The following is a 21,689-nucleotide window of genomic DNA, read 5'->3' on the forward strand; positions in this document are numbered from 1 at the left end:
GGCAACAACACTGAAATCATAACCTGGAGGTGATTGTGCAGAACTTGGGAATTTTGTGGCAACAGTATGGACGCTGGATTGGTTTAATTTTGTTATTGCTGGCGGCAAACCTGGCGCTGTTGCTGGTCAGCAAAACCAGTGAGGTGGGTCTGGGGTTTGAACTCTGGGCTTATCTGCTGTTTGATCTGCTGTTGGTATTGCCGCTCTGGTTATTGCTGGCGCGGCTGGAACATTACCAGCAACAACAACAGGAAATCGCCGCTTTATCGGCCCAGCTCGATGCCTTAATGCAGCAGGCACATTTACCGCTGTCACAACAAGACAGCCTGATCGGCAAACTGACGTTATTACAGCAAAATCAGCAGGCTCAGGCGCGCCGTGAGCAGGAAATCCGCCATCTGGTGCGGGTGCAGGGCCTGATAGACCACGACCTTGCTATTGGTAATCGCATCTATTTTGAAAGCAAGCTGCAGCATTATCTGAACGATCCACAGGAAGCCTCGTCCGGCGCTTTGTTTTTAATTCAGGTCAGTCATCCGGAAATGTATCTGGAATTGCCGTTGCAGGTGCAGCGGCTGGCCGGTTGTGCCGAGTTATTAACCCAGCTTTGTGCCCATTTGCCCCAGACTGTGCTGGCCCGCATTGCCGATAACGATTTAGCTGTGTTGCTGCCCGGGCTGACGCAAAAAGATGCCGAAACCATGGGCGACCGGATGGCCTCTATTCTCAGCCGCTCCAGTTATTTTGCCGATTATCTTGATTTTGACGTGCTGCATATTGGTTATGTGATTTATCAGCAGGGGCAGGGCAGCTATCAGCTGATGGCCGAAGCCGATATGGCGCTGAAAACAGCACAGTTACAGGGGCCCAATGCCGCTTATGGCTTTTACCCAAGCCACAAACCAAAAATTAAAGGGTCGGTCTGGTGGCGCACTGAGCTCAGTAACGCCTTAAAAGAACAGCGGCTGATTTTATCTTTTCAGCCGGTGTTTTCGTGGGAGCAACATGATGTGATCCAGCATGAGGTACTGGTGCGGCTGCAAAGCAGTGAAGGCGATAAACTCAATGCCGCAGTGTTTTTGCCGATGGCGGCCAACTGTGGTTTAACCCAGGCTATTGACCAGTATGTGCTGCTCAAAGCCGCAAAATTATGCCAGCTGGAAAACTTCGGCAACAACAGGTGTAGCGTCAATCTGGCGGTGGAAACCCTGCTCAGTAAAGACTGGTTGCAATGGCTGGGTGAGATGCTGGCGCAAGGGCAAATTAACGGCCGGCAGTTTGCACTGGAAGTGGACGAATACCATCTGCAAAAAAATTACCGCAAGTTAAAACCTGTATTAGCCCATTTGCAGCAACAGGGTTTTGCGCTGATTATCGACCATGTGGGACTGTCGATTGAAGCATGCCCTTATCTGGATGAGCTGAAAATTGAAGCCATTAAATTGCATCCTTCTGTGGTGCGGCATCTGGATTTACAGCTGGAGCAACAGTTGTTTGTGCGTGGTTTAATCAGCTGCAATACCAGCAAAGGCGTGCGGGTCATCGCCACTGGGGTGGAAAATCTGAAAGAGTGGCAGGTGCTGCAAAAACTCGGTGTCAGTGGCGCTCAGGGTTATTATTTCAGTCAGCCGTTGTCGCGTATTATTCCGCAGGACCAGCCGCATTAAGTTGTGGCTGTAACTGTTGATACTGCTGCTGGTTAATCAAACCGCGATAATAAAGGCCTGCGAGCCCCTGCAAACCGCCGGTGTGGAAAAATGCAATATTGCTACCCGGCGCAAAATCTCCTTGTTGTGCCCATAACACTAAACTTTGCAGTGCTTTGCCGCTGTATACAGGTTCGGTGTAAATCTGCTGCTGCGTTAAATCCAGACAAAACTGCAGGGTTTGCGGCGTAAATTTGCCATAAGGCTTTTGGCTTTGCTCCTGGCGCAGCTGCCAGTTCTGCGGCGCAGCAACCGGCACTAACTGGCGGATGCGATCCGGCAAAGAGGCATCTTTCACCACCGAAATCCCCAGTACTGCAGTGTTTGGATGAGCGGCGCTTAAGCCGGCTAGAGTGCCGCCGCTGGCGCTGGCGCAGGCAATCAGGCTGGCGGAGCCTGAAGGCGTTTGTAAAATGGGAAGTTCAGCCAGCCCGGGCAGCGCCAGAGCACTGCTGCCGCCTTCGGGAACCATCAGATAATCCGGGTATAAAGTGCAAAGTTCAGCCAGAAACTCAGCCTGCTGCCTGTTGCGGTATTGTTCAGGCGACACAAACTGCAGCTGCATGCCGAGTTCAGTACAACGTTGTAACGTTGGATTATGCAAATCAGCCTGATGGGAACGCACTATACCAACAGTGGCAAAACCAAAATGCTGACCGGCTGCAGCTAAAGCAACCAGATGATTGGAAAAGGCTCCACCAAAACTCAGAATTCCTTTTTTGTTATGTTGTTGTATTTGCTGGATGTGATACTTTAGTTTTAACCATTTATTCCCGGCGATGTCAGGCACCCGGCAAGCGAGTGTGGCAATCCAGATTTGGACTTGCCGCGCCCTTAGTTGGGGGTCAACAAGGAGCTGCCATTGCAGCTGATAAAACGGATCGGACATTTCAGCACCCCGGGGAACAACAAGCAGCAGATTATACATAGTCTCAGGACTGAATCATGTTTGAAAAGTTAACCGGTATGATCAAGTTTGGTCAGTCCCGTACCAAAACTGCGGCACATGTGGCGGCCGTGCATTTGCACAATGATTATCTGAAACTGGTGTTATTACAAAGCGCCGGTTTAAAAGTGCTGAAAGTAGAAACCCTGCTGCCCGGCAATAACGACAGCCCGCAGAGCATGCTGCTGCAGTTGTGCAGTGAGCTGCCCGCTGGCACCGAACTTTGTCTGGTACTGAGCAGCGATAGATATCAGCTGGTGCAGCTGGATAAACCCGCCGTCAAAGCCGAAGAAATGTTACAGGCGCTGCCCTGGCTGGTGCGGGAACTCACCACAGTGCCGGTTGAAGATATGTTATTGGATTATCTTGACTTACCCGAACATACCAGCACTCAGGGCGCCCGCATCAACGTGGTGGTGACGTCCAAAAGCAGCCTGCTGGAGCTGTGCCGTGCTTTGCAGCGTAAAAATATCCATCTTGCCAATATTCAGCCGGAAGAGTGGTTGCCGCGTAACTTTATTCCGGTACAAAACAGCGCTGTGATGTTGTTGGTGCATCAAGCAGGGCAGGAACTGAGCCTGCAGATCATCAAGCAGGGGATGCTGTATTTTTCCCGCAAATTGCGTGGTTTTAACCGTATTGATCAATACGAAATGACCGAACTGCGCCAGGGCATGCTGGATAATTTATTGCTGGAAGTGCAGCGTTCACTGGATTATTTCGAAGGGCAGCTGCGCCAGGCGCCGGTGAAAGAAATTTTATTCCAGATAGCCAGCCCACAGCTGCCGGACATAGTGCGTTATTTTGCCGACAATGGTTTTAGTCAGGTTGGTATGCTGGATTTAGCCAGCCAAATGCCCAAACTCAGCGCAGCTGAACAACAGGATTATTGGTTAACCATGGCAGGCGCCATGGAGTTGATCCTAGCCGGGGAGCAGACCAATGAAGCTCAGGGTTAATTTATATCAGGCGGCATTACAGCCGCGCCACGACAAAATGACGCTGCCTGAGCTGATCAGAGCCACATCACTGGTGCTGTTGTTATTGCTGGTTGGTGGTGGTTTTGCTTATCAGCAGTTAAGCACAGCCAGAGCACAATTTGAGCTGGCGCAGACCCAGCAACAGCACAAAGTCAAAGAGCTGGAGCTGTATCAGCAGGCGCTGTCGGCCCGTCAGCCGTCGGCGCAGTTACAGCAACAAGCCAGTGTGCTTAAGCAAAGTATTGCGCAAAAGCAGCAGCTGCTCGGTTATCTGCAACAGGAAAATAATAAAACGCCACCGCAATATGCCAAAGTGATGCAGCATCTGTCTGACATAGACCCCAAAGGGCTGTGGCTGACCGGTTTTGCTTTAGGCGGCAGTGAACAATTTGAAGGCATCACCAAAGATGCTGAGCTCGTGCCGCGCTGGTTAACAGCTCTGGGCGCAGCGCCAGGGTTGCAGGGGCTGGAGTTTAGTCTGGTCAAACTGGAGCCGGTGGCCGAAGGTGCATACCGGCAGTTTTTGGTGTCGGCCAAAGCAAAAACAACGCAGCATTTAACCGGTTTATTGCAACAACCGGCAGCTGCAACACCTGCAAACACAAAGGCAGAGCCGGCAACGTCCACGCCTGCAGCAGAAGCTGCACAGCAGCTTAATCAAAACGCTAGCAGCGGGGGGCAACCATGAGCCTGATGCAACAGTGGGAAGAGCGTTTTTTACAGTTTCAGCTGCGCGAACGTTATTTCATCAGCGCCGCAGTGCTGGTGCTGCTGTTATGGTGTGGTCTGTTGTATGGGGTTGAGCCGCTTTGGTCAGAAGCGCAAAAACAGCAGCAACAATATCAGCAAACCAGCAAACAGCTGCAGGTGCTGCAACAGCAGATAGATGCAGTGCAGCAGGTGTTACAGCAGGATCCTGATGAGCAGCTGCAGTCAGAAATTAACGCCATGAATACACAACAACAGCAGTTGCTGGAACAAATCCGCGCTATGACAGGCCGTTATATTAGCGGTGCACAAATGGTGCAGCTGCTCAAAGACGTGCTGGCCAGCCAGCAGGGCGTCAGCCTGCTGGCGCTGGAAAATCTGCCGGCAGAGGCTGTGGCTTTGCCGGGCATGGAGAGCAGCCAACCGCTGTTATACCGCCACGGCACCAAACTGGTGTTTGCCGGCAGTTATGCTGCTTTACAACAATTACTGACGCGACTGGAACAATTGCCATGGCAACTGCACTGGTCGCAACTGCGCTATAAAGTCAGTCAGTTTCCCAAAGCTGAGCTTGAGCTTGAACTTGAAACGGTAAGTGAACATGACAGCTATCTGCAAATTTAAGCTGGCGGCGCTGTTGTTGCTGTGCAGCAGCGGCAGTATTGCCGATCCAACAGCACCTGAAGCCCAGTTGCAGCCAGAGGGGGCAACGGCACAAGCGCCCGAGTCCGTACCCAGGCTCAGCTTGATCCGCAGTGATGGTCGCAGCTATCAGGCGCTGATTAACGGCGTGCTGGTCAAAACCGGCGACAAAGTGGGGCCTTATCAGGTGCAGCGTATCAGCGCCGGCCAGGTGATACTGCAGCAAGGTGAAAAGCGGCTGCAGCTGAATTTATTTAACAGCACAACAAAGTAGTGAACCTTATGCGCACAAAACTTAGTTTACTTGCCAGTATCATCGCGCTTAGCGCCTGTCAGAGTATTGAAGCTCCGAAGGCGGCCAGTAACACCAGTGCTGAACTTGGCAAATTACAACAACAGCAGGCCGCGCCAAAAGCTGCGCCGCTGCAGGTGCCGGCCGCAGTCACAGACGACCTGCTGACCCCCATGGCGCCGCCAACAGCCAATTTGCTGTTGCCGCGTATCAATGTGTCGGCGCTGAATGTGGCGATGCCCGACTTTTTTGCCTCCCTGGTGGCTGACACTGAACAAAGCATAGTGGTGCATCCTGATGTGCAGGGGCAAATCAGCCTGCAACTGAAACAGGTCACTTTGCCGGAAGTGATGCAGGTGGTGCAGCAGATGTACGGTTTTGATATCCGTCAGCAAGGTAACGTCTGGCAGGTGTATCCGGCCGGCCTTCGTACTGAAACCATAGCGGTCAATTATCTGTTGATGCAGCGCATGGGCATGTCGTCTATTGCGGTGAACTCAGGCGGGGTGTCGCAGGACAGCCAGAGCAACAGAAATGGCAATAACCGCAATAACCAGAGCGGCCAGAATAACCAGAATGGTTTTAACGACAACAACCTCAATAACGGCCAGCAGAATAATCAGCAATTTAACGGCAGTATGATCCAAAGCGGCAGCAAAACCGACTTCTGGAAAGATCTGGAAAAAGCGGTGGCCGGTATTCTGGGGGGCGGTGAACAACGCACAGTAGTGGTGTCGCCGCAGGCCGGTTTAGTGACAGTGCGCGGCATGCCGGATGAAATTGCCGCAGTCAGGGCTTTTTTAACCCAGTCAGAGCAACATCTGCAGCGTCAGGTGATTCTGGAAGCCAAAATTATTGAAGTGACCTTAAGTGATGATTATCAACAAGGCATCAACTGGCAGAATGCGCTGACCAATATCGATTCCACCAGCTTGCGTATCAGCAATGCCGCCGGTAACTTTGGCAACCCTATTAATACCGCCATTGGCGGCCTCACCAGCATTTCGTTCCAGAATGCTGACTTTAACGGTGTGATCAGCCTGCTGGAAACCCAGGGGGATGCACAGGTGCTGTCAAGCCCACGCGTGACCGCAATTAATAACCAAAAAGCGGTGATTAAAGTGGGGCAGGATGAATATTTTGTCACTGAAATTTCCAGCAATACCACCACGGCCGCCAATGGCGTGCAAAACACTACACCTACTGTGATTTTGCAGCCGTTTTTCTCCGGCATAGCGCTGGATGTGACACCACAGATTGACCAGAACGGTCAGGTGATTCTGCATGTACATCCGTCTGTCACTGAAACAGCGGAGCAAACCAAAACAGTACAGCTCAGTGATGAAAAAATTGTGTTGCCACTGGCGCAAAGTAATATCCGCGAGTCGGACACTATTATCAAAGCCAGCAATGGCGAAATTGTGGTGATTGGCGGCCTGATGCAAACGGTGATCAACGACACCGAAAGTGGTGTGCCTGGCCTGATGTCGATACCTGTGGTGGGTTCGTTATTTAAATCGATGAGCAAAACCGAAAAGAAAAAAGAGCTGGTGATTTTACTCAAACCTACAGTAGTGCAAAGCGGCGTCTGGCAGCAGCAAATTCAGCAGTCGGGCAGTCAGGTGCAGGACTGGGCGGCGCAGCGGTAGCAGCCGATGATGTACCTTGCGCACTACGGCATGAGCGCAGCGCCTTTTGGTCTGACGCCCAACACGGCATTTTATGTGGATTTACCTATCCATCAGCAGGCGATGGCCGTGCTGAGTGTGGCGCTTTCGCAAGGTGAAGGTTTTATTAAAGTCACGGGCGAAGTAGGCACAGGTAAAACCCTGCTGTGCCGCAAATTATTGCAGGAAGCGCCGGAGCATTTTGCGCTGGCTTATATTCCGGATCCGCATTTGTCGCCGCTGGAGCTGCGCTGGGCTTTGGCGCTGGAGCTTGGCTTAAAACATTCCGCCAATATCGACCCGCAGCAGCTGACACAACTGCTGCAACGCCAGCTGGTGCTCCTGGCGCAACAGCAAAAACAGGTGGTGCTGCTGATTGATGAAGCTCAGGCATTGCCCGATGAAACTTTAGAAGCCTTGCGGCTACTGACCAATCTGGAAACCGAACAACGCAAATTGTTGCAGGTGGTGCTGTTTGGCCAACCTGAGCTGAATCAGCGTCTGGCCTTGTATCAGTTCAGGCAGCTGCGTCAGCGCATCAGCTTTTCTTATGATTTGTCGGTATTAAACCGCAATCAGGTGGCCTGTTATGTCAATGCCCGATTGCAGCTGGCTGGTGCGTCGCCGCTGTTTAGCCACAGCGCTTTGTGGTTATTGCATTATTACAGCCGGGGTATTCCAAGGTTGATTAATATTCTGGCGCATAAAGCGCTGATGCTGGGCTATGGCAAAGCCTTGCAACGTATTGGTTGTTATCAGATTATGCAGGCCGCCCGCGACACCGACGATGTGCGCTCAGGCACTGGTTCAGGTTTTTGGTGGCCGCTGCTGGCACCAGCAGCGCTGTTGGTGTTGTGGTATTGGTTACCGGGAGGCGGGTGGTGAGTGTTATTAACCAGATGCTGAAGGACCTTGACCAGCAACAAGGCAAAAAAGGCCCGGCTGTAGTGAGCCAAAGGCCCAGCCTGCCGAGGCCACCAGGGCGCAGCAACCAGTTGTTATGGGCGTTTGGTGTTTTGCTGGTGATTGGCGGTGGCTTTAGCCTGCTGGCGCCAGAACGGCTAAGCCACATGCTGGCGCTGTTATCGCCACAACCAGAGGTGGCTGCGCCTTTACATACAAGTCCAAATACAGGCCCAATTACAAGGCAAGATGCAAAGTCTGACAGCAGCCAGAGCCAGGCGTCCGTCGCTATAGCGGAGCAAGAGCCGGTGGCAACAGCACAAAGCCAAAATGCAGCGCCGCAGCAAAACCAAAGCATATCCAATCAGTCAGAGCCTGCGGCAACAAACGCGGCCGAAGCTGGAGCAGAAGCCCCGGCAGCGCCGCAGGCCGGGACCGCTGCAGCCCAAACCGCGACGCCACAAGCTGAATCAGGACCAGCTGAAGTGCGCTCAACCGAAACTGCAGCAGCCGAGCCCGTCACGGCCGCAGCCGCACTGCCTGAACCAAAAGCTTTGGCAGTCTGGCCTTCAGAACCAGAGGGCAGCAGTCAGTTATATCCGGCAGCCAAAGCCGAAACCTTTGCCGCTGAACAAAGCCCAACCCAAGCGGTAGCGCCTTCCTCGATGCAGGTGGAGCAGGTGGTGTTTGATAAAACCATGCAGTTAGCGCAGCTGAAACAACAGGCAACCGCGGCCCTTGCCAGCGCCAGTTATGCTGAGCTTGGTACAAAAGCACAGCAATATATTGAGCTGTCGCCCAATGAGGTGTTGGGTTATGAGTGGCTGGCGGAAAGTTACCGCCAGTTGCAGCAGTGGCAGGCGCTCGGGCAGTTATTGCAGCTTTGTGCCGGCACCGGCTTAAGCTCTGATGGCCTGCAGCTACAGCAGGCCCGGCTTTTTAGTCAGCAAAAAAACTGGGGTGGCGCTGAAAGTGCGCTTGCCCAGCTCAGTAGCAAAGCTATCACGCCAGAAGTATTACAACTCAAAGCCAATGCACTGCAGCAACAACAAAAACTGCCGGAAGCTTTGCTGGCCTGGCAACAACTTACCAGCATTCAACCCGGTTTTAGCCGCGGCTGGCTGGGGCAGGCGCTGGTGCTGGAGCAACTTGGCCAGTTAGCGCAGGCCAAACAGGCGTATCAGCAGGCATTAACAGCAGGTGGTTTGTCCGCCGCCACAGTGCAATTTATTCAGCAACGTTTAGCCACAGCAGAGTGAACCGATGCAAAGACCCCGTTTAAAAATGCGACTTGGTGATTTGTTGGTGCATGAAGGCATCATCACCGAACAACAACTAAGCCGTGCTCTGGCCGAACAAAAAACCACAGGTCGCAAACTTGGCGCCAGTCTGATTGATTTGGCGTTTTTAACTGAAGACCAGTTATTACAGTTTCTGGCGCAGCAGCTGAATGTGTCCTTTTTAGATATCAGCCAGCGCCGTATCGACCCCAAAGCAGCGCAGTTATTGCCGGAAGTGCATGCCCGCCGGTTAAGAGCCCTGGTGCTCGAAGACAGAGGTGAGTCGGTATTGCTTGGCATGAGTGACCCGGCCGACTTATCCATTCTGGATCAGATAGCGCCGCTGCTAGAACCCAAAATGATTGAAATTGCCGTGGTCAGGGAAAGCCAGTTGATTGAGGCTTTTAACAATTTATACCGGCGCACTAAAGAAATTGAAAGCATTGCGCATCAGCTGCAGGAAGAATACGAAGACACAGATGCCATTGATTTTTCTGCATTAAGTAGCGACAACGACAAAGACAACACCATAGTGCGGTTGTTGCAGTCGTTGTTTGAAGATGCGGTGCAGGTGCGGGCGTCCGACATTCATATTGAACCCGATGAGCAGGTGCTGCGCATCCGGCAGCGGGTGGATGGTGTGCTGCAGGAAAGCATTTTAAAAGAAACCGGCATTGCCTCTGCTTTGGTGCTGCGGTTAAAGCTGATGGCTTCTTTGGATATTTCGGAAAAACGCCTGCCGCAGGATGGCCGTTTTCAAATTAAAGTCAAAGGCCACACCATTGATGTGCGGATGTCGACCATGCCGGTGCAGTATGGCGAGTCGGTGGTAATGCGTTTGCTGGACCAGTCGGCCGGTTTATTGTCGCTGGATGAAACCGGTATGCCGGAGCATTTATTAACGAAGCTGCGGCGTATTATCCAGAGCCCACACGGTATGGTGCTGGTCACAGGGCCAACAGGTTCGGGCAAAACCACCACTTTGTATGGCGTGCTCAGTGAGCTAAACCAGGCCGGCGTAAAAATTATTACCGTGGAAGATCCGGTGGAATACCGCCTGCCACGGATTAATCAGGTGCAGATTAACCATAAAATTGGCCTTGATTTTGCCAATGTGCTGCGTACCAGCTTGCGGCAAGACCCGGATATTCTGATGGTCGGTGAAATGCGCGACCAGGAAACGGCCGAAATGGGTTTACGCGGTGCTTTAACCGGTCACTTAGTGTTGTCTACTTTACACACCAATGACGCTGTCACCAGTACCTTGCGCCTGATTGATATGGGCGCGGCGCCTTATCTGGTGGCCAGTGCTTTGCGCGCTATTTTGGCGCAGCGGTTAGTGCGGCGTATTTGCCCACATTGTAAACAGCCGTATCAGCCTGATGAGCTCGAACACACCTGGTTAAAACATTTTAAAGCACGGGATGGTCTGAAATTCTGGCAGGGCCGTGGTTGTCAGTCCTGTAATTACAGTGGTTATAAAGGCCGGGTTGGGGTGTTTGAACTTTTGGTGATCAACAAACCGCTGGCCGATGCCCTGAGGCGCAACGACGCCGAAGATTTTGCCCATATTGCCTATCAGAGCAGTGACTTTAAAACTCTGGGCAATATGGCGCTCGACTACGCCCAGCAAGGTATTACCACACTGGAAGAAGTGATTAAAGTGTCGGAATATGTTGAGCTTGATGATTTGGCGCAATCAGAAGGAGCCGTGAATTAATGGCCAATTTCCGTTATGCCGCCCGTGACAGTCAGGGTCAGCTGCAAAATGGCGTGCTGGACGCGCCCAGTGAAATGGCGGCAGCGGATTTACTCAGCAGGCGCGCTCTTATTCCGCTGAAAATAGAGCAGCTGCCTGAAGCCGGTAGTTCGGTCTGGCAATTGAAGCTTGGCGGCCCACAGGTAGGGCTGACGGAGCTGATTGTATTTTCGCGCCAGATGTATTCACTGATGAAAGCCGGTATTCCTATTATCCGCGCTATCCGTGGTCTGGCTGACAGCACAGCGTCGAAATCGCTGCGAGTGGTGTTATCTGACCTTGCCGATCAGCTGGAAAAAGGCCGCAATTTGTCGGTGGCGCTGGCCAGTCACCCCAAAGTATTTAACCGGCTTATTGTCAGTATTGTGCATGTGGGGGAAAACACCGGCCGGCTGGACGAAGCGTTTTTGCAGCTGTCGGATTATTTTGAGCAGGAGCAGGAAACGCGCAAACAAATTACTCAGGCCACCCGTTATCCGATTTTTGTGTTAACCGCTATTGTGATTGCCATGGTGATCCTGAACATTCTGGTGATCCCACAATTTGCCAATATGTTTGCCAAATTTAATGCCGAGTTGCCCTGGGCCACTCAGGTGCTGCTCGCTACCTCCGGCTTTTTTATTAACTACTGGCCCTGGTTATTGCTAGGCACAGCAGCCGGCGCTTTTGCGTTATTCCGTTATTTACAAACCCCTTCCGGCAGTTATCGCTGGAGCAAGCTCAAACTCAGGTTGCCTATTATGGGCGACATTATTAACAGAGCCACCTTGGGTCGTTATGCCCGCAGTTTTTCGCTGATGCTTAAAGCCGGGGTGCCGCTTACTTCAGCGCTTAGTCTGGTGGCAGATGCTGTGGATAACGACTATATGGGCGAAAAAATCCGTGAAATGCGGCGCAATATAGAAAGAGGCGAAAGTCTGGTGCGGGTGTCGGGCCAGAGCAATTTATTTACCCCGCTGGTGATGCAAATGCTGGCGGTTGGTGAAGAAACAGGGCAAGTCGACGATATGCTGCAGGAAGTAGCGCTGTTTTATGAAAGGGAAGTGGCGTTTGATTTAAAAAGCCTGACCGCCAAAATCGAACCTATCCTGATAGTGATAGTGGCGGTGATGGTGTTGATCCTGGCGCTGGGTATCTTTACCCCAATGTGGGATATGCTCAGTGCCTATAAAAAGAGTGGTTAAAACAGCACTTGGCAATACAGCCAAAAGCTGTCATTAATTACTGATATAACACAAAATAACTTAACTTCTAATTTTCTGGAGCAGACCATATGAACAGCATGTCGGGCCGGCAACAAGGTTTTACCTTAATTGAGCTTGTGATCGTCATTATTATTCTCGGTTTATTAGCAGCCACTGCTTTGCCACGTTTTTTAAATGTGACTGAGCAGGCGGAAAACGTTTCAGTAGAAGGCACAGCCGGTGGTTTTGCATCCGCTGTTGGTTTAGTTCGCGCTGCCTGGGAAGTGGCAGGTCGCCCTGTCGGCACAGGTGGTGTGGTTGATGTGAACTACGATGGCGTCAATGTGTCAGTTGCTACCGCCAATGGTTTCCCGGCTGGTGGTGTTACAGCTGCCAACCTGACAGCAGCTGCTTGTCAGACGGTATTAAATACCATTTTCCAACAATCACCGAGTTCCAGCACCACAGCGGCCACTGCTGCTGAGTTAGCCGCTGTGAGTTTTTATGTGCGCACTGCTGGTGGTCTTTGTATTTACCACCAGACAGCAGGTTTAACGGCAGCGCCAACAGACAATAATTCCAGCAATGGTTTTACCTATAACCCGGTTACCGGGCAAGTGACTTCATTTTTAGAAAAACCATAATTGGTCGATAAAGTTGTGCTGCAAGGCTGTTCTGCACCTTGCAGCAGTTAATCTAAGTACAGAGAGTCGTTATGAAAAAAAATCAGGGTTTTACCTTAGTTGAGCTGGTGATTGTGATTGTGATTCTGGGCATTTTAGCCATCACAGCTGCACCTAAGTTTTTAAATTTATCCGGTGATGCCAAAGCCTCGACCTTAAGCGCGTTAAAAGGCTCGCTGGAGTCGGCCAATGCCATGGTTTACAGCAAAGCCATTTTGCAGAGCAAAGAAAAGGGCGCTACCGGCACTCTGACCAACCCGGCAGTTAATGTGGTTTATGGTTATCCAAAAGCGACTGCGGCTGATTTGGGATTAGTGATTGAGCTGTCAGCTGACGAATGGACTGTTGATGCCACAAGCCTTGCCGGAAAGGTGGTCATTACGCCAAAGCCGCTGGTTTATAAAGCTACAGCAGCTGAAGCTTGTCAGCTGATTTATTCAGAATCAACTGCAGCTGGTGTGAAACCTGTGCTTGAACTTCAAACACAAGGCTGTTAATCCAGCCTGCAGGTCAGGATGTTGCTGATGAATGCAAAAACAACCGGCTTTACTTTGGTGGAACTGGTGGTGGTTTTGCTGATTGGCGGCATTCTGGCCGTCACCGCTTTACCCAAATTTTTTAGCGCAGATGCAGAAACAGTACTGGCACAGCGTGATCAGCTGTTAAGTTTAAGCCGGCAAATTCAGCTGCAAAGTATGCAGGATACTGCAAGCCTCAATAGCACTTGTCCAACACTGGTGATTACTTCTGCAACAGCAGGCCCTGCCAGCACAGATCCTTGTTTACCAGCCGCCGGTTTTTCCTTTGATGCCAATAATCCACAACACATTGATTTAAGCCAGGCGAACGTAAGCGTCATCACTGGTGTATTGCCGTTGTTATTAAGATTTGACAGCTGGGGCCGGCCGCAAGGCAGCTGTGCCGGTGGTTGCCAAATCGACCTGACCAGAGCAGGGCAGCAGGCCAGCATTTGTATTGCCGCCAGCGGATATCAAAGCTCATGCTAAATCCCATGTTCAGGCTAAAGCCGATGTCAAAGCTGATGCGAACACCAGCGCAAAAAAGGCAACGCGGTTTTACCCTGATTGAGCTGATTATTGGCATGGTGGTGCTGGCGATTGCCATTTTAATGATTAGCCAGATTATGGGGCCTATGCTGGTGCGCAGCACCGAACCCTGGCATCAGGTACGTGCTGCCGAACTGGGCCATAGCCTTATGAACGAAATTATGGCGACGAGTTTTGATGAAAATTCCAGTCGTGGTAATACTTTATTACGCTGCAACGAAGCAGGTGCCAGCGCCTGTATTACCACTTTACCCAGTTGTCCTGCCTCTGGTTTATCTTTTGCCACTGAAGAGGCCAGCCGTGATCTCTATGACGATGTTGATGATTTTCATTGCCTGAATGTAAATGGCGCCAGCCTGGTCAATGTGCTGAACCAGAGTCTGGCAGCTCAGTATCAAAATTATCAGGTGGCGGTGCGGGTCAGTTATGCCGGCAGCGAGCTTGGCCTGGCCAACAACAGAGCAAAAAAAATAACCCTGACAGTAACCACTCCTGGCGGCGAACCTATTGTGTTTGCCGGTTATAAGGGGAACTGGTAATGCCGTTGCCTAAGCCTGGTCACTTAAACTGGTATCAGCGGGGAGTCACCCTGGTAGAGCTGATTGTGGTGATGCTGCTGTTGGGCATTCTGGCGGTGGGGCTGACCAGTTACTTGCGCTTGGGCGCCGGTATGTATATGGATGCCAATGCTGTACAGCAGGTGTTGCAACAAAGCCGTTTTGCGCTGGAGCGGGTGGTGCGTGAAGTGCGTGCTGCGGTGCCCGGCAGTGTGCGGGTGAGCGCCAATGCCGATAATTCAGTGAGTTGTGTTGAATTTGCGCCATTGGCACAAAGTGGCATTTACCGCGACTTGCCGCTGTATCCGGACCGTCGTAACTGGATAGGTGTCACCAGTTTAAATACCAACTGGGAGGCCCAGCCAGGCCAGCGCCTGACAGTGTATGCAACTGATGCCAGTCATCTTTATGCATTAAATCAGGGCCGCAGTGCTGATGTGGCTGCGGTGCAAAATGCACCGGATGATGCCGACGGCAATGCCCATACCAGCAGGGTGAGTCTGGCTAATGTCGGCGCGCTGCAGCCCAGTTTTGTCACTGAATCGCCGCAGCGGCGCTTTTATCTGGCGGACCAGCCGGTCAGTATTTGCCGGGTTGGCGCTGAGCTTCGCCGTTACAGCAATTATGGTTTTTTAGTGGCGCAGCCGTTACCGCCGCTGGTCAGTGGTGAATTACTGGCAGTAGGGCTTAACAACAGTAGCAGCGAGGCAGTGTTCAGTTATAGTGGCGCCAGCCTCAACCGCAGCGCTATTTTGCATTTATTCTGGCGTTTTAGTCCGGCGGTATCACAAGGGCAGGATTTGTTTTTTAACCATGAGGTGCATATTCCGAATGTACCCTGATCAGATGTACCCTGATGTTTTATGGCAAAAACAACACCAGCGCGGCAGCGCTCTGGTGATGGCGCTGTTTGTAATTGTGCTGATGTCGGCGCTGATTTTATTTTTAGGCCGGCAGCTTATCAGCAGCAGCATTGCTGTCAGTTATGAAGTGCAGGGCAACAGGGCCTTTAATGCGGCGCAGTCGGGTTTGCAAGCCGGTTTAGTGCAGCTGTTTCCACTGACAGGCACTGGCAGCTGTGCAGCAGTCAGCCCCAATATTAGTTTTACCACCCCAGGCCTGAGCGGCTGCAGCGCCACTTTAAGCTGCCAGCAGGTGCAAAACCCCGATAACAGCAGCCGGCCTTTGTATGCATTGCAAAGTGAAGGCCGTTGTCTGGCAGGTGATATCAGTACCAGCCGGGTGGTGCGGATGGAGGCTTATTAATGCGTGTATTGCTGCTGCTATTAACATTCTGGTCGGCCTGGCTTCATGCCGAAGAATGTGCCGATATCTGGCCAAGGGCAGTGACTGAATACAGTGCTGTGCCGGCATCTGTGAGTTATGCGCCGGCCAATCCAACCAGTATCAGTAGTTTTTCCGGCCAGTTTGGCCCGGGCGACTACAGCACCGGCAGCAGGGTGATCCCTAATAATACGGTGCTGACCACAACGGGCGCCACCACCCGGATTTTTGTTAATGGCGACCTGCAACTCAATAACAGCGTGTTATTAAATGCCGGTGGTCCGCCGGAAAATCTGCTGATTGTGGTCACTGGTAATCTGACGGTTTTTAATAACTCAGTGATCCGTGGTTTTGTGCTGGTGGGTGGCGCTGTGTTCTTCAGTAATAACGCCAGTATCAATGGCGGTTTAACCGCCAAAGGGGATATCAGCGGTTGGAACAATTCCAATGCCATCTATAATGCGGCGGCTCTGGGGCGGCTGGATGGTGGTGTGGTTTGTGGTGCCACTTTGAGCTGTTTTAACGATGATTTTCAGGCCGGCAGCTTAAATCTCAGCAACTGGTCGGTGAGCCGCAGCAGTGGCAGTTACACACCAGCCATTAATAATGGCCGGTTAAGAATGACGGAAAATGTTGGTAACCAGTCTACCGCAGCCAGTTTTCAGCGGTTGTTTCCGGGTGATCAAAACCTGGTGGTAGTTGAGTTTAATCAATACGCTTATGGCCGTACCACGGCTGAAGGTGCAGATGGCATGGCGGTGGTGTTGTCTGATGCCGGTATCACACCACAACCCGGTGCTTTTGGTGGCCCGCTGGGATACGGCAGTAAACCTGGTATTGCTGGTTTTGCCGGCGGCTGGCTTGGTATAGGGCTGGACGAATATGGCAATTTTTCGGCCGAAGGCGGCCCCAATAGCCCGGGCCGGCGCAAACAGTCAGTGGCTTTGCGGGGTTCCGGCTCTGGTACCACCGGCTATCGTTATCTGGCGGGAACCTGTAGCAACGGCACCACCAACACCAATACCGATTGTTTATCTCCTACTGTGGATAACAATAATAACGCCGCACATCGTTACCGTGTGACGATAGATTCCCGCCTGAGCGGCCAGGCCATGGTGAAGGTGGAGCGGCGCGTCAGCGGCACTTATCAGACGCTGATTGATAACTTTAATGCGCTGACCGCCACCGGACAGTCGCAGGTGCCGGATAAATTTATTTTGTCTGTCACCGGCTCCACCGGCGGCTCCAATAACATTCATGAACTGGACGACTTGCAGATTTGTGCGTTAAAAAGCGAGCCTGTCGGAGAGCAGATTGACCACTTTGAGTTTGTCTATTCAGGTCAGCCGTTAACCTGCAAAAATGAAACCTTGACCATTAAAGCCTGCAAAAATCCGGCTTGTACTGAATTAGTGACCGGCACTGTGACTGCCACCCTAAGCCCAACGTCGGGCTGGGTGAGCGGCACCGGTTTATCCGGCAATGTCATCACTTTTAGCGGCGGCAGCGCCACCGCCACCTTACAGCAGACCACGCCAGCCACAGTGAGAGTGGGGGTGAGTTCCTCTGTACCTATGACCAAACCGCTGAGCACAACCTTGTGCAACAACGGCAGTTCACTGTCAGCCGCTAACTGTAATCTGACTTTTGCCGATGCCGGTTTAGTGTTTGAAGTGCTGGATAAACTGGCAGCCAAACCGGAAACTGGTATTAAAATAAAGGCGGTAAAAACTGCGGACAATAGTCAGCAATGTGTGCCTTCTTTTACCAATGTCAGCCGCACTGTGCGTTTTTGGTCGGATTATGTCAGTCCCGTCACACCAGCGGCCAGCCCGCTGCAGCGGGTTACAGTGAATAATCAGACCATTGAAAGCAGTTTTGCGACAGGCCGGGATTTAACACTGAGTTTTAATGCCAGTGGTGAAGCCACTATTGCGGTGAATTACAGCGATGCTGGTCAGCTCAGACTCAATGCCCGTTATACTGGTTCTGTGGCCACTGGCGACAACGGCCTGATACTTGATGGTAAAGATTTATTTGTCAGTTACCCGGCTGGTTTGTGTTTGCAGGCGGCTGTGCATTGTGCGGTAGCAGACGAAAACTGTACAGTGCTGAGCAAAGCCGGTGTGAATTTTAATACCACCATCAGCGCCCATGGCTGGCAAAGCGACGCTGACCCCAATTTTTGTGATAACAGCACCACCCCATCTTTTAGCCTGAATAATATTCCGCTCCAACATAAACTGCTGGCGCCCGCTGGCGGTGTTGCCGGCAATTTAACCCCAGGCCAATACAATCACACAGCCTCGGCCAGTGCCAGTACCACAGTAGCGGTGAATATTGATGAAGTTGGGGTATTTCACCTTGGCAGTAACGAGCTGAGTAACCTGCCTTATCTCGGCGCCAGTATCAAATTAAAAAGCTCAATGCCAAATGCAGTGCCTGCGCTTGGCCGGCTGGTACCGGCCAGTTTTGTGCTGGCGAGCAGCAGTGTAAATCCGGCCTGCGGCAACTTTAGTTATATGAATCAATATGCAAATTTAAATTTTGAGCTGGAAGCCCGCAATCTGGCCGGCGTGGTGACCAGCAATTACCGGGATGGCTTTGCCAAAGCCACAGCCGCTTTAGTGGCGGAAAATAATAATGATGGGGTAAACCGCGGTAACAGAATGATCGTCGGTAATCCGCCGCTGCCCAAGTTGCTGAACTGGGATGCAGGCAAAGCCCGTCGAACCAATTTACCTTTTACTTTAGCCAGATTGGCAGTGCCTGCTACTACGCCCAGCACAGCGCTGCCGGACGGGCCATTTACCAGGCTGAAATTAGGTTTATTGCTCGACGATCAGGATGGCGCTCAAACCAAACTCAATAATTTGGATCTAAATGCCAGCACCACAGCGGATTGTGAGGCAGCAGGTAATTGTGACGCCAAAGCCTTACATAACAACACCCTTGACTGGCGTTATGGCCGTTTGCAGCTGATGAACGCACTGGGCTCGGAGCAGCATAATCTGCCGGTGCAACTTAGAGCCGAATATTTTAATGGCAGTTTATTTGTGCTGAACGATCAGGATTCCTGCAGCCCGGTGCAGCCCACGCGTTTAATCATCGACAGCACGGGCCGGCCTGCGATCACAGCATCAGGCACAAACGCTCAGTTGCAGCAAGGTTTAAGCAGTGCTTTTGATTTGTTATTAGGCGCGCCCGGGGTAGAAAGCCGTTATCCGCTTGAGTATCAGTTAAGTGACGCGCCCTGGCTGCAGTACGACTGGAACCCAAACAATGGCCCGACGCTGGAAAACCCCAAAGCTGAAGCTGTGTTTGGCAGTTTCCGGGGTAATAACAGGCAAATTTTCTGGCGGGAGAATTAAAAACGCAACCAAAATGCGGCGCTGCAGTCATAGCTGCAGCACCTGCTATGCAGTGCATTGGCGCGGTGCTTGGTTTAATTTTGTAAATGTGTAAGATAGAGCTATTTTCTTGGCGCATTGTTACTTAAAATATGCGCACTTTTTTGTCTTGTCGGGACCCACTTGGCTGATTTCAGCGCCCCCGACCGTTGTTGGCGCCCCATTAAGTAGGATTAATTCTTTTCATGTTAAAAAAATTACGCGGTTTATTTTCCAACGACCTGTCAATTGACCTGGGCACTGCCAACACCCTGATTTATGTAAAAGACCAAGGCATAGTGCTGAACGAACCTTCAGTGGTTGCGATTCGTCAGGAACGCGCCGGTGGTCCAAAAACAGTGGCTGCGGTAGGTCATGCTGCCAAACGTATGTTAGGCCGTACCCCTGGCAATATTAAAGCTATCCGTCCAATGAAAGACGGTGTTATTGCCGACTTTTATGTCACCGAAAAAATGCTGCAGCATTTTATCAAACAGGCACATAGCAATAGTTTCCTGCGCCCAAGCCCGCGCGTGCTGGTTTGTGTGCCTTGTGGCTCTACCCAGGTAGAACGCCGTGCCATCCGTGAATCTGCCCAGGGCGCCGGTGCCCGTGAAGTGTATTTAATTGACGAGCCAATGGCAGCGGCCATTGGTGCCGGTTTGCCGGTATCTGAAGCCACAGGTTCTATGGTGGTGGACATTGGTGGTGGTACCACTGAGGTCGCTATTATCTCGTTAAACGGTGTGGTGTATTCATCTTCAGTGCGCATTGGTGGTGACAAGTTTGACGACGCCATCATCAACTATATCCGTCGTAACTACGGCATCCTGATTGGTGAAGCCACAGCGGAGCGGATTAAAACCGAAATTGGTTCTGCTTACCCAAGCGACGAAATTCTGGAAATTGAAGTGCGCGGCCGTAACCTGGCTGAAGGTGTGCCTCGCAGTTTCACCATGACCAGCAACGAAATTCTGGAAGCCTTACAAGAACCTCTGGCCGGTATTGTATCTGCCGTGATGGTCGCGCTGGAGCAGTCTCCGCCAGAGCTGGCGTCTGATATTTCTGAGCGTGGTATGGTGCTGACCGGTGGTGGCGCTTTATTGCGTGACTTAGACCGTCTGTTGATGGAAGAAACCGGTATTCCGGTGGTGGTTGCCGAAGATCCACTGACCTGTGTGGCCCGTGGTGGTGGTAAAGCCCTGGAAATGATCGATATGCACGGCGGCGACGTGTTCAGTTACGACTAACTGAACACGCAGCGCAGGGTTAGCCATGAAACCTTTACTTGATCGTGGCCCATCGTTGCCACTGCGGTTGTTTTTTGCCCTGCTGGCGAGCATTGGGCTTATTACCCTTGATCATTACACCAATAGCTCAGTACAACTGCGGGGTTACCTGACGGCAACCGTCAGCCCGCTGTTTTATCTGGCCAACCTGCCACAGGACATGGTGTTTGGTGCGTCCGAACAATTTATGTCCCAACAAAAACTGCTGGAAGAAAACCGCACCTTAAAAAACACCCTGCTGTTACAAAACGGTCAGCTGCAACGTTTTCAGTTTTTGCAGCAGGAAAATGACAAATTACGCGCTTTGCTTGGCGCCAGCCCGGTGACTGAAGGCAAAAGATTAATTGCCGAAGTGCTGGCGGTGTACAGCCATCCGTTTAGCCATCAAATAGTGCTGAATAAAGGTTCGCGCGACGGTGTTATTGTCGGTCAGCCTTTGCTTGATGATTTAGGGGTGCTCGGGCAAGTCGTTAGTGTTGGCCCTACCAGCAGCCGGGCTCTGTTAATTGCTGATAACACCCACGCTATGTCAGCCCGGGTAGAACGTACCGGCCAGAGTGTGGTGGCTGAAGGTATTGGCCAGTCGGACTCGCTGCGGCTGATTCATTTACCTCACAGCACTGATATTACCGAAGGCGACAGGTTATTAACCTCGGGGCTGGATGGGGTTTTTCCGGAAGGTTATCCGGTGGCCAAAGTGGTACGGGTGCATCGCGATGCCCGTCAGCCGTTTTTGCAGGTGACAGCTGAACCTTATGCCAAACTGGACCGCATTCGTTATGCCTTGTTAGTCTGGCCACACCGTGGCATCAGCAGCGCGGACCCACAAATAGTTGAAGAGCTGAAACAAGCCGAACAAGGACAGGACTGATGCAAAACTCCTGGCGTTTTTTAATTATTCATCTGACCTTGTTGCTGGCGTTATTGCTGAACGTGATGCCGCTGCCTTCAGCAGTGAAGTTATTCCGCCCTGACTGGCCTTTGCTGGTGCTCTGTTATTGGGTGCTGGCGCTGCCCAACCGCGCCAGTATCGGCACTGCTTTTGTGCTGGGTTTTCTGGTCGACGTGATGGTGGGCACAGTGCTTGGCGTCAACGCTTTTGGTTATTCGCTAATTTGTTTTATTGTGGCATCTAACCATTTGAAAATAAGAAACTTTTCGGTGCTGCAACAAAGCCTGTTGGTAGGTTTATTGCTGGCGCTGTACCATCTGGTGGTGTTCTGGTTCAGTCATTTCCTGACCGGTGTGTATTTCCGGGCTGCTTATTTGTGGCCTGTGGTCACCGGCATGATTGTCTGGCCTTATTTATTCTGGTTTTTACGCCGCACCAGGCGTCAATTTAAAATTCAATAA

At 51.7% G+C, this 21,689-nt stretch carries 21 protein-coding genes; 20 read left to right on the forward strand and 1 reads right to left on the reverse strand.

The window, feature by feature from the left end; all coding sequences use genetic code 11:
• Nucleotides 1-35: 35 nt before the first annotated feature.
• On the forward strand, nucleotides 36-1,667 hold the full coding sequence (locus N3Z11_RS01765) for an EAL domain-containing protein (RefSeq protein ID WP_260655425.1): 1,632 nt from the start codon (nucleotides 36-38) through the stop codon (nucleotides 1,665-1,667).
• Here the strand turns inward: N3Z11_RS01765 and N3Z11_RS01770 are convergent.
• Nucleotides 1,642-2,595 carry a 1-aminocyclopropane-1-carboxylate deaminase/D-cysteine desulfhydrase gene (locus N3Z11_RS01770; protein WP_260655426.1) on the reverse strand — a complete coding sequence of 318 codons (954 nt, stop codon included), beginning with the start codon at nucleotides 2,593-2,595 and terminating at the stop codon, nucleotides 1,642-1,644. The two genes, N3Z11_RS01765 and N3Z11_RS01770, sit on opposite strands and share 26 nt — an antisense overlap.
• A gap of 56 nt (nucleotides 2,596-2,651) precedes the next feature.
• Between N3Z11_RS01770 and N3Z11_RS01775 the strand changes: the two genes are divergently transcribed.
• From N3Z11_RS01775 to mreD, 19 genes are all read left to right on the forward strand, one after another.
• Nucleotides 2,652-3,611, forward strand: a complete 960-nt coding sequence (locus tag N3Z11_RS01775) for a hypothetical protein (protein ID WP_260655427.1) — start codon at nucleotides 2,652-2,654, stop codon at nucleotides 3,609-3,611.
• On the forward strand, nucleotides 3,595-4,320 hold the full coding sequence (locus tag N3Z11_RS01780; protein WP_260655428.1) for a PilN domain-containing protein: 726 nt from the start codon (nucleotides 3,595-3,597) through the stop codon (nucleotides 4,318-4,320). Before N3Z11_RS01775 ends, N3Z11_RS01780 begins: the two co-directional genes overlap by 17 nt.
• On the forward strand, nucleotides 4,317-4,964 hold the full coding sequence (locus tag N3Z11_RS01785; RefSeq protein ID WP_260655429.1) for a type II secretion system protein M: 648 nt from the start codon (nucleotides 4,317-4,319) through the stop codon (nucleotides 4,962-4,964). Before N3Z11_RS01780 ends, N3Z11_RS01785 begins: the two co-directional genes overlap by 4 nt.
• Nucleotides 4,942-5,256, forward strand: coding sequence for a hypothetical protein (locus N3Z11_RS01790; RefSeq protein ID WP_260655430.1), 315 nt, complete (start codon nucleotides 4,942-4,944; stop codon nucleotides 5,254-5,256). Before N3Z11_RS01785 ends, N3Z11_RS01790 begins: the two co-directional genes overlap by 23 nt.
• 8 nt (nucleotides 5,257-5,264) lie before the next feature.
• A complete protein-coding gene (gene mshL, locus N3Z11_RS01795; RefSeq protein ID WP_260655431.1) occupies nucleotides 5,265-6,923 on the forward strand; it encodes a pilus (MSHA type) biogenesis protein MshL in 1,659 nt (552 codons plus the stop codon).
• 6 nt (nucleotides 6,924-6,929) lie between these two features.
• Entirely contained in the window at nucleotides 6,930-7,826 is an 897-nt protein-coding gene (locus N3Z11_RS01800) for an AAA family ATPase (protein ID WP_313771320.1), read from the forward strand.
• The gene (locus N3Z11_RS01805) at nucleotides 7,823-9,103 is read left to right on the forward strand and encodes a hypothetical protein (RefSeq protein ID WP_260655432.1); all 1,281 of its coding nucleotides are present in this window, start codon (nucleotides 7,823-7,825) and stop codon (nucleotides 9,101-9,103) included. Before N3Z11_RS01800 ends, N3Z11_RS01805 begins: the two co-directional genes overlap by 4 nt.
• A 4-nt stretch (nucleotides 9,104-9,107) precedes the next feature.
• Nucleotides 9,108-10,844, forward strand: coding sequence for a GspE/PulE family protein (locus tag N3Z11_RS01810; protein WP_260655433.1), 1,737 nt, complete (start codon nucleotides 9,108-9,110; stop codon nucleotides 10,842-10,844).
• Nucleotides 10,844-12,067 carry a type II secretion system F family protein gene (locus N3Z11_RS01815; protein WP_260655434.1) on the forward strand — a complete coding sequence of 408 codons (1,224 nt, stop codon included), beginning with the start codon at nucleotides 10,844-10,846 and terminating at the stop codon, nucleotides 12,065-12,067. Before N3Z11_RS01810 ends, N3Z11_RS01815 begins: the two co-directional genes overlap by 1 nt.
• Nucleotides 12,068-12,156: 89 nt before the next feature.
• Complete coding sequence (locus N3Z11_RS18010; RefSeq protein WP_313771321.1) at nucleotides 12,157-12,711, forward strand: prepilin-type N-terminal cleavage/methylation domain-containing protein; 555 nt, start codon at nucleotides 12,157-12,159, stop codon at nucleotides 12,709-12,711.
• Nucleotides 12,712-12,782: 71 nt separating this feature from the next.
• The gene (locus N3Z11_RS18015; protein WP_313771322.1) at nucleotides 12,783-13,247 is read left to right on the forward strand and encodes a type II secretion system protein; all 465 of its coding nucleotides are present in this window, start codon (nucleotides 12,783-12,785) and stop codon (nucleotides 13,245-13,247) included.
• Nucleotides 13,248-13,274: 27 nt separating this feature from the next.
• Nucleotides 13,275-13,757, forward strand: coding sequence for a prepilin-type N-terminal cleavage/methylation domain-containing protein (locus tag N3Z11_RS18020; protein ID WP_313771323.1), 483 nt, complete (start codon nucleotides 13,275-13,277; stop codon nucleotides 13,755-13,757).
• A gap of 23 nt (nucleotides 13,758-13,780) precedes the next feature.
• Nucleotides 13,781-14,356: a prepilin-type N-terminal cleavage/methylation domain-containing protein gene (locus N3Z11_RS01835; protein ID WP_260655435.1), complete on the forward strand. Its 576-nt coding sequence runs from the start codon at nucleotides 13,781-13,783 to the stop codon at nucleotides 14,354-14,356.
• Nucleotides 14,356-15,216 carry a PilW family protein gene (locus tag N3Z11_RS01840; protein WP_260655436.1) on the forward strand — a complete coding sequence of 287 codons (861 nt, stop codon included), beginning with the start codon at nucleotides 14,356-14,358 and terminating at the stop codon, nucleotides 15,214-15,216. Before N3Z11_RS01835 ends, N3Z11_RS01840 begins: the two co-directional genes overlap by 1 nt.
• Complete coding sequence (locus tag N3Z11_RS01845) at nucleotides 15,206-15,640, forward strand: pilus assembly PilX N-terminal domain-containing protein (protein WP_260655437.1); 435 nt, start codon at nucleotides 15,206-15,208, stop codon at nucleotides 15,638-15,640. Before N3Z11_RS01840 ends, N3Z11_RS01845 begins: the two co-directional genes overlap by 11 nt.
• The gene (locus N3Z11_RS01850; RefSeq protein WP_260655438.1) at nucleotides 15,640-19,029 is read left to right on the forward strand and encodes a DUF6701 domain-containing protein; all 3,390 of its coding nucleotides are present in this window, start codon (nucleotides 15,640-15,642) and stop codon (nucleotides 19,027-19,029) included. The genes N3Z11_RS01845 and N3Z11_RS01850 overlap by 1 nt, the downstream gene beginning before the upstream one ends.
• Nucleotides 19,030-19,253: 224 nt before the next feature.
• On the forward strand, nucleotides 19,254-20,297 hold the full coding sequence (locus N3Z11_RS01855; protein ID WP_260655439.1) for a rod shape-determining protein: 1,044 nt from the start codon (nucleotides 19,254-19,256) through the stop codon (nucleotides 20,295-20,297).
• A 25-nt stretch (nucleotides 20,298-20,322) separates the two neighbouring features.
• Entirely contained in the window at nucleotides 20,323-21,207 is an 885-nt protein-coding gene (gene mreC / locus N3Z11_RS01860; RefSeq protein ID WP_260655440.1) for a rod shape-determining protein MreC, read from the forward strand.
• Nucleotides 21,207-21,689, forward strand: coding sequence for a rod shape-determining protein MreD (gene mreD, locus N3Z11_RS01865; RefSeq protein ID WP_260655441.1), 483 nt, complete (start codon nucleotides 21,207-21,209; stop codon nucleotides 21,687-21,689). The genes mreC and mreD overlap by 1 nt, the downstream gene beginning before the upstream one ends.

The sequence above is a fragment of the Rheinheimera sp. 4Y26 genome, from assembly GCF_025245835.1.
In the GTDB taxonomy this organism is placed as follows: Bacteria; Pseudomonadota; Gammaproteobacteria; order Enterobacterales; family Alteromonadaceae; genus Pararheinheimera.